Genomic DNA, 6,017 nt, shown 5'->3' with positions numbered 1-6,017 from the left:
CAACTATTTCAGCAACACGATTGGACAGTAAATGGTGATTTGGCACGCTTTTGTAGAGTGCCATACAAGTCCATAATACCAATATGGCTAAAAATGGTTGCCAAAATGAAAGCTTCCCTGTTTTACCAATAATACCACAAACAGCGAAAGATATGACAATAATGATCCACCACGGCAAAAACAATTGTAAGGCAAGTGATAAGATGATGATGACTATAAAAACCATAGCTTATTTTTTTGAAATTTTATAACGTGAAATAATTTTTCCGGTACTATCGTCTGGAGATTGCATAAAGAAAAGATCATAGAGTTTTCCTTCTGCCCAGGTATCTATCATATTGTCATAGAATGGGCTTCCTGGGTTGCCAGATTGCCCGCCAGGGTATACGCCATGTCCTTTTGGTGTTTTGCCTAATTCAATAACCATTCGCCATGAAGGGCCATTGCTTTCGGCCAATGCATTAACCGTGCTCTTTGAGCCGCCGATCATCAATTTCTTTGAGCCGAACCCCGGTATTTTTGCTAAATGTGGAACATTGGTATTTTTGACATTTGCCCATCTCCAGTCTTTTCCTATTGGTCCATATTTTCTTTCTAAGCTATCGCAGGTAAATTTAAAGGAACTGTTGACAAGGTCTTCCAATGTTTCCTTTTTGCTCGTTTTTATATTGTCGAACCATTTGGAAGTAGGGTCTTTCTGTATTAATTCAATTGTCCTGTCTCTTGAAGGATAACGCATGGGCACATCTGGCAGCGTAAAATCATCGTCCCATATCTCGTAAGAAAGCCTTTTGGTCCACAGATCAAAAATAGTTGCCCCAATTTCCTTGGCCTCAAAATACTTATTCCATTTTTTGGTAAGTTGATAAGCTTCTTTTTGGGTGGCATTTAAATTTGCCTGATTAACCAATGGCAGAAGGTAAGGAAGTAGGTTTTGTGCGGTGATGCTATATGAGTCCATTAACAGATTACGCATGCTGTCTACATTGGCATTTTTCATGACAGTTAACCTATCATTAATTCTTTTTCCCCGTTCGTAAGGAGCAAATTCCCAATTGATATAATAAGGATAAGTTTGATCTGTAGAAGATTGGTTTGCCGAACTGACAAAGTGACGAGGTGGATTTTTCACGGTAGGGTTTTGATCTGCAGGAATCCAGCCTTGCCAATCGTTACTAGCATCGCTTCCATCTAAAATGAATTTTCCTTGGTTTTTCCATTTTAAAGGGAATTTCCCATTTGGGGTTATGGCTATATCGTTATCAGCACTTGCAAAAATAAAATTTTGAGCTGGCGCTGTAAAGAAGGTCAATGCCTTTCTATATTCATCATAATTTTTGCCTCTGTTAAGCAGGTAGAAGGTTTTTAGTTCGTTTGATTTGTCGTGGGCGATCCAACGTAAGGCACTGCCCATTGGAACATTGTTTGCCCTACTGTAACTGGGTTTTTGAAAATAGACTACAGGCCCATGGTGGGTATATATTACCGTGTCCACCAAATCATCTGCCCCTTTGATTTTGATTCTTTCCAAGCGTTTAGTGGTTTCTTTCCAGGTATTGTTATACCAATATTGTTGATGATTGTTGTCTTTAAATTTGATCTGATAAAAATCTAATATATCGGCAGCCACATTGGTAACGCCCCACGCTATATTTTGGTTAAAGCCAACAATAATTCCAGGTGCCCCTGGTAATGACACTCCATAACTATTAACGCCAGGCGCATGAAGTTGTATTTGATACCAGATAGAAGGCAAGGATAAGTCCAGATGAGGATCATTAGAGAGGATAGGGAACCCCGATGCCGTTTTTTCTCCAGATAATGCCCAGTTGTTACTTCCAATTCCTTCTTCTTTTTGCTTGGTAGCAATGTTGCTGCTCATCATATCGGTAAAAGCTTTTGGGGTAGAAGGAATAGGCAGCGGTGTAAAATTCCATTTGGTACCTATTGGAATAATGGGATCTTCTTTAAAAGGATAATCGGGAAACAAGTCTTTGGTAATTGCTGGGCCATATTTTTTTAAGATATTGGTCATGTAGAACTCATCTGAGCCCATGGCCAATACCGCAGACATTTGTTTAAGCAAGAGCGCACATTTAACCGGAGTCCAGTCTTCGGGCTTAAAATCGAGCAACTTATATTCTATGGGGAGGTTTGCTTTGGAAAGAGAGTGTATATAATCATTGATTCCTTGGGTATAGGCTAATATCATTTCTTTTGATTGGGGATCTTCCATCATTCCTTTCAAAGAGTTTTCGGCACCATATACCATACCCATCCTTCGTTGGTACCTGTCAACTTCTATTGCCTTCTTACCTACAACCTCCGAGATTCTTCCGGCAGCAAATCGTGTTTGGAAATCCATTTGCCATAGACGGTGCATGGCGGTAATATAGCCTTGGGCATAATAAAGATCATGATCGTTTTGGGCAAAAACGTGCGGTATCATTCTGTCATCGAAAACGATTTCTATTTTATCATGCGTATTTTTTAATATTATCTTCTTATTCTTCGGCACGGTAGAACTTTCTGCATTTTGCCAAAAACCTGTAAAAGGGTTTAAGAATTTCAGTAATGGTGGCAAATCGCCAAACTTGGTGTTTAATGCATAAGCCAGTAGAACTGGGACAATTATGCATAGAAAAGCTTTAGCTCTGTTCATACGGCAAATTTGTTGGTTATCGGTTTTTGTTCTTACTGGGTAGACTAATCATAATCTGCAATTTACTACAAAATTAAAATGAAATACAATCTATTTTTAATTACTGGTAAGATAATCTCATGAAAAAATAGAATTTGTAAGTATGAAAAAATGTATTAAGTTTATGTTAAAATAAACAATATAAACTACAGAAGTATGAACAAAATCATTACAAAAGTCATTTTTGTGCTTTGTGTTTTGCTGTGGACTGGGTTTGCGGCAAATGCTCAAAGTATTGTGGTTAGTGGTATCGTTACCGATAAACAGACCAAAGAGCCGATCCCAGGAGTAAGCGTAATCATAAAGGGCAAGACAGTGGGGTCTTCTACAGATCAAAATGGTAAATTCTCTTTTACGACTACCGAAAAACCTCCTTTTACGCTCTCCGTAACATTTGTAGGTTATAACAGCATTGAAAAAGAAATCACAGGAACAACATCAAATCTTCGCTTCGAGCTAGAAACGGGTGCTATACTTGGACAGGAGGTAGTTGTTTCTGCTTCTCGTACACCAGAGCGTATCTTGGAATCCCCGGTTACCATTGAGCGTATGGGCGCTGCACAGATTAGGGAAGTTGCTGCCCCATCTTTTTATGATGCTATCCAGAATATAAAAGGGGTGGAAATGAGCACTCAAAGTTTAACGTTCAGGTCCTATAATACTAGAGGATTTAACGCAAATGGAAATACGCGTTTTAATCAGCTGATCGATGGAATGGATAATCAGGCGCCAGGTTTAAATTTTTCTGTAGGTAATATTGTGGGGATTACAGAACTTGATGTAGATAATGTTGAACTGTTGCCAGGTGCCTCATCTGCACTATATGGTGCTGGAGGGATTAGCGGTACCTTGTTAATGACCTCTAAAGATCCCTTCAAATACCAGGGAGCGAGTTTCCAATATAAAACAGGTATTAACCACGTGAATGATAATAACTCATCAACGCAACCCTTTAATCAATTAGATGTGAGAATGGCCAAATCTTGGAACAATAAGTTTGGTGCCAAGTTTGCCTTTTCGTTCTTGCAGGCTAAAGATTGGTTTGGTACTAACTATTCCAATTTTGATAGAATTACCAATTCACCTAAAGCTGGTACCCGTCAATCTGACCCAGGTTATGATGGTGTGAATGTTTATGGAGATGAAGTTAACCAGAGTGTTATGGGGGTTGCTAAAACTGTAGTAGGTCAATTTGCTGCGGCTTCACCCTCTACTTATAACAATATTTTGACAGCGATAGGTGGTGGAGCTACTTATCAACAACTTCTTACTGGTTATGGACCAACTCCAGCTGGACCTTATATTCCTTTTATTTATAGTTTGGCTAAAGGAACAACATCAAACCAAACAGTATCTAGAACAGGCTATAACGAGATAGATTTAGTTGATTATGATACCAAGTCACTAAAAATGTCAGGAGGCTTATACTATAACTTAAGCAATACTATTCAATTAACTGCACAAGCAAACTGGGGAACGGGTACTTCTGTATATACAGGGTCTGATCGTTACTCTTTACGTAATTTCAATATTGGTTTATATAAGTTGGAATTAAAAGGAGAGGACTTTTATTTAAGAGCATATACCACGCAAGAACGTTCGGGTGATTCTTATATATCTTCTATTTTGGGAAGCTACGTTAATGAATTAACAAAACCATCTGCGGGAGCTACTGGATGGTTTGCCACTTACACAGGGGTTTACAGTGCAGCGAAATCACAAGGTGCTACAGAAGAGGCTGCCCATGCTACAGCGAGAGCTCAAGCAGATGCCAATAGGGCTATTCCAGGCACAGCTTCTTTTAATGCGAAGGCTAACCAGATTAAAAATACCTATATCAGTGATACCGATTTCTCGAAAGGAATTTATGGCGCTAAGTTTAATGATAAATCGAATCTTTATCACTACGAAGGAATGTATAATTTATCTAGATTATTGAACAATGCCGTTGAGTTTCAAGTAGGGGCTTCTGCTAGGAGATATGATTTGAATTCAGGTGGAACTATTTTTGACGACTTGAATAGAGAGATTAATATAGACGAATATGCGGCTTTTGGTCAGTTGGGTAGAAAATTTGGAGAAGCGTTTAAATTAACTGTGGCTGGACGCTTTGATAAGAGCAAAAACTTCGATGGTCGTTTTACACCTCGTGTAACTGGTGTTTGGACCGTAGCTAAAAATTCAAATATTAGGGCATCTTTCCAAACTGGCTTTAGAAATCCAACTACTCAGAACCAATATATTGATCTATCTGTTGGAGGAGGAAGTCAGAGATTGATTGGAGGTATTCCTGAGTTTTTGGACAAATATAAATTACACACTAATAAAGCTTATACAGAAAACAGTTATAGAGCCTACATTGCTTCAGCCATAGCTTCGCCAACTGGAACAGGTAATACAGCTTTACTAACACAATATAATTTTGATGTTAGGGGAGTAAGACCAGAAAGTGTTACTGCTTATGAATTGGGATACAAAGGGTTATTAGGTTCTCATTTCTTATTAGATATTTATGGCTTTATGAATGAGTATAAGGATTTTATTACCGCAGTAAATGTATATCAAAATAATGGAGGAACCTTTACGAAATTTGGCGTACCTGTAAATGCTGAGGGTAAGGTTAAAACTTACGGTGGTGCTTTAGGTTTGGACTATATACTTGGTAAATATACTTTGTCTGGTAACGTTTCCTACAATAAAATTGGAGACCTACCTGCTAACTATATTAATGATTTTAATACACCCCAAATTAGATATAATCTAGGTTTTAGCAACCGGGAAGTTTTCAAAAACTTTGGCTATAATATTAATTATCGTTGGCAAGATAAATTCAGATGGAATTCTTCATTTGCCGGAGGTGATGTGCCTGCTTTTGGTACTGTAGATGCCCAAGTTAACCTGAAAGTGCCTTCTGTGCAATCTGTGGTTAAAATTGGAGGTTCAAACATCCTGAATAAATATTATTTCACTTCTTATGGTAATCCAGAGGTTGGTGCAATGTACTATGTGTCATTCGCATTTAATCCTTAGGGAACTATAAACCGTTCGAACAACAAAAAAGTCCCGGAAATTTCCGGGACTTTTTTGTTGTTTATTATATAGCCTAAATAAGGCGATATTTTGCTTACTTGTACATTTGCAGCCTTAACTTGGCTACATCCTCGCTATTGATGTATTCATCATAAGTCATGAGCTCTGTCTCTTATACACATCTCCGAGCCCACGAGACCTGCGTTACCATCTCGTATTCCGTCTTCTGCTTGAAAAGAGGGGGGGGGGGGGGGGGGGGGGGGGGGGGGGGGGGGGGGGGGGGGGG

2 protein-coding genes and 1 pseudogene are annotated in these 6,017 nt (G+C 38.8%); 1 reads left to right on the top strand and 2 read right to left on the bottom strand.

Going from position 1 to position 6,017, the window contains the following annotated elements; translation table 11 throughout:
• Positions 1–226: pseudogene (locus tag JHD79_RS22900) on the bottom strand (hypothetical protein); the annotation flags it as partial.
• Between the two features lie 3 nt (positions 227–229).
• Positions 230–2,662, bottom strand: a complete 2,433-nt coding sequence (locus JHD79_RS22255; protein WP_199121564.1) for a penicillin acylase family protein — start codon at positions 2,660–2,662, stop codon at positions 230–232.
• A 195-nt stretch (positions 2,663–2,857) separates the two neighbouring features.
• Between JHD79_RS22255 and JHD79_RS22250 the strand changes: the two genes are divergently transcribed.
• Positions 2,858–5,731 carry a TonB-dependent receptor gene (locus JHD79_RS22250; protein ID WP_199121563.1) on the top strand — a complete coding sequence of 958 codons (2,874 nt, stop codon included), beginning with the start codon at positions 2,858–2,860 and terminating at the stop codon, positions 5,729–5,731.
• Positions 5,732–6,017 lie beyond the last annotated feature (286 nt).

Source organism: Pedobacter sp. ASV28 (genome assembly GCF_016428855.1).
Taxonomy (GTDB): Bacteria; Bacteroidota; Bacteroidia; order Sphingobacteriales; family Sphingobacteriaceae; genus Pedobacter.
This window is presented reverse-complemented; position numbering and strand designations above follow the sequence as displayed.

What these genes read in the sequence shown, in the direction of transcription:
- JHD79_RS22255 (WP_199121564.1), bottom strand. Translation starts at nt 2,662, where the DNA reads ATGAACAGAGCTAAAGCTTTTCTATGCATAATTGTCCCAGTTCTACTG.
- JHD79_RS22250 (WP_199121563.1), top strand. Translation starts at nt 2,858, where the DNA reads ATGAACAAAATCATTACAAAAGTCATTTTTGTGCTTTGTGTTTTGCTG.